Annotated in this window: 3 protein-coding genes; 2 read left to right on the top strand and 1 reads right to left on the bottom strand. The window is 41.3% G+C overall.

The window, feature by feature from the left end:
• Positions 1-102: 102 nt before the first annotated feature.
• Positions 103-1,215, bottom strand: a complete 1,113-nt coding sequence (locus KGF70_RS16655) for an ImmA/IrrE family metallo-endopeptidase (RefSeq protein ID WP_253955633.1) — start codon at positions 1,213-1,215, stop codon at positions 103-105.
• Positions 1,216-1,463: 248 nt separating this feature from the next.
• Here KGF70_RS16655 and KGF70_RS16650 point away from each other — a divergent pair, with 248 nt between their 5' ends.
• Positions 1,464-2,264, top strand: coding sequence for a DUF1828 domain-containing protein (locus KGF70_RS16650; RefSeq protein WP_216769635.1), 801 nt, complete (start codon positions 1,464-1,466; stop codon positions 2,262-2,264).
• A 108-nt stretch (positions 2,265-2,372) separates the two neighbouring features.
• A partial coding sequence (locus tag KGF70_RS16645) for a DUF1828 domain-containing protein (RefSeq protein ID WP_216769637.1) occupies positions 2,373-3,052 on the top strand: 680 nt, incomplete at its 3' end.

Raw genomic sequence — 3,052 nt, 5'->3', positions numbered from 1 at the left:
CTGACAAAGATTTTGCATCATACACCGTCACGAAAGACTACGTCGACTTTGACTAAACAAATAATTCCCGCATCAAATTTAGGTGCGGGAATTATTTGTTTTTTACAATCGGACCTCGCGTTCATTGAATATCCGAATGGTCTTATCCAACATTTTAGTACTGACCCCGAGTAGTGCCGCTGCCTTAGTCGGTGGTAACGTCCCGTTCTCTTGAGACTTAACTAGTGCGGTCATATAGCGGTTATCATTGAAGCTGAGCGCCGTATAGTATGGATTTCCACCCACACTTTTATGGCTAGCTGTAGATTCTAAATCAAGCTCACTCAGATTTAAATCATCAGAAATCAACCCCAAATGTCGCGCTCTAATCGCAACTTCCCTGATTCCAGAAGCTCTAAATTCAGTGACAAATTCTTCCGCTGGCATTAAAAAGCTTGCCGTCACCTCATTGATAAAGCGTTCTTCTTTCAAAGTGTGATTGATCGTTGCAAACAGTTCATCCGTTCCTCTCAGTATGTGGATAAATTCATGGATGAGTGAGAACACTCGGGTCATATAACTGTCCTTTTGATTCAAGAAAATCAACGGTGCGTAACCGTCTAATAGGACAAACGCCCGGACTTCTTCAACTTGTAGTGGCCGGTTAGTCCCCAGTCCAGGGCCACCCTTTTGCATGACCAGAATTTTATGCCGTGCAATTTGCATCCGCAAGTCATTAAATAGTTCCCGGGCACTTCCAAAGTGTCTCAAGGTCAACAGGGATCCAACTTTGGTTACCACATCATCAACGGAATATCGTGGGGACGCTGCCACGCCAATCAGAGATAATTCACTATCAGCATACCCACTCTCTGTCTTGAACCAAGCTTGTTTTCGCAACATTTCATAAATAACGGCCCGGGTATTCAAACTAACCTGGGCAGGTACATTGGCCTTGGTTCTAAATGCTAACTGAATCGGCTCTGTTTCTGGAATCTTACGAAGCAGAAGATTTCCAAATGGGACATGCATTCGACTGGCAAAATTCCCCAGTTGTTTGACAGTCGGATTCAAATAATTGCGATCAGATTCTTGTAGCCAATTGAAAGTCGCTCGCAGCTGGTCTTGCTTAGCCTGACTTAAATCAGTTTCCCCAAAAGCCCAGTCAATGTTTTTCTGTTGAACCTCTACCCTAGTTAGGACCAAAGATTGTTCCCCCTTTGCAAGTAAGCCCATTTCCTAATTCCCGACAAACATCTTAAAATTGCAAGACAGCAGTCCCAAATATTCATCACTTAGGCCCTGAAATCTGTACTGTGGGTCTAAGTCTATACATCATGGCGTGACACTGCAACTTTTAACTTTCAAAAATAATATGTCGTGACGTTTTTATTCGTTTTATCCTCTTTTTAGCCTATACTCATACCATGCAATATCACAGTGTCTGAACACTAAAGTCAACTACGATGAAGGGAGCCGCCAAAATGCAATCAAAATCTCAGCTAGTGACATCGATTGAGGATTTTTATGCACGTCATCACTACTGGACACCAACTAACGAACAGGTTACAAGAATTGAGACACCGTTTGTCAATCGTCATCGTGATTCCGTTATCTTTTATGTCGTTCAGGAAACCAAGCACGTTCTCAAACTGACGGATGGCGGCTATACATTGGATGATTTAGAAGGTGAAAGTTGCTTTTTAAGTCAGTCATCACAACAGTTACGGCTCCTAACCAGACAATTGGAGCGACGTGGTGTTTCCTTTGATAGCGAAACTCATGAAATCTTTTTACGCACATCTACCCAAGATTATGCTCGCCATCAGATTCAACTGCTTCATGCTTTACTGTTTATTGAGGATCTATTTTCGGCTACGGCGACTCAGCATGAAGGCCTATTTATTGAGCAAGTTCATGATTTTCTAACATCCGTTAAACTCCACATTACCGCCCAACCAACACTTGCTGACTCGTCCAATCAGACACGTTATGCCGGCTTTGTGGTGGTTAGCGCTGAACATGGGCCGGCCAAACCCATTTGGACAATAAATAACGCCGATAATCGTAGCTATGCGGCCGCTATTATCATCGAAAAATGCCAGATTCAATCTCAGCACGCCAATACTGAATTTTACGTCATGATTAATGATGAAGCCCCTGTTGCTGAAGATGTGATCCAGATTTTCAAGGCGGAAGATATAACGCCTGTGTTATTTTCCCAGCGTTATGAGCATGTCGCACAATTAACTGGTCAGGCTAATTGGGATGAGCCAGAGTGTTAGGGCTAGTTCAGATTTGGACAGTTCAATATAACAACAATTATCAAAGCATATCAGGATTTTCTTGATTTCACTAGCATTAACTAATCCAGTAAAAAGGAGGCACTCTCCATGCAACTAAATGCAAATAACCTTAAAACATCATATTTGAAATGGTTAAGCAAAAATGAGCATTATACTGACATCGAATGTAGCGAAAATGGCATCGTTGAAATTGATACGCCATTTTTAGATAACGAGTTTGATGATGTTGTACTATACGCATACAGTCGTATTGGAGATGACATCTTTGTGACTGACGATGGCTGGACAATCGATAATCTAGAAAGTAATGGACTCTCTTTCGACAAACATAGTAAAACAAGAAATAATATACTAACTGATACGCTGGATATATTTGGTGTTCAAAAAGATCAAGGCTCAAAAAAGCTATATATCCAAACGGATCTTGATGGCTTTCCGGCAGCCAAGCAAAGATTAGTGCAGGCGATATTAAAAATTAATGATTCAATGTACTTAAATCGCCCCACTATCATAGACGCTTTCTCAGATGAAGTTCAGAAGTTCTTTGATAACGAAAAAATACTTTATAGCCGTAATAAGTCGATTCCTGGAAAGCATGCTTTATCGTTCCAGTTTGATTTTATCATTCCGCGATATCTTGGCGGAGACAGGCTGGTTAGGACTTTTTCACAGCCTAACAGAGCCAAAAACCCTGCAAAAATATTTGCCTGGGACTCAGAAACCATCAAGAAAATCAATGGGAATTCTAAAGCTTCGTTTATTGCTAT

This window comes from Lactiplantibacillus sp. 7.2.4, assembly GCF_018991185.1.
Lineage (GTDB): Bacteria > Bacillota > Bacilli > Lactobacillales > Lactobacillaceae > Lactiplantibacillus > Lactiplantibacillus pentosus.
Note: the sequence above shows the minus strand (reverse complement) of the source record. Positions and strands in the feature narration are given on the sequence as shown.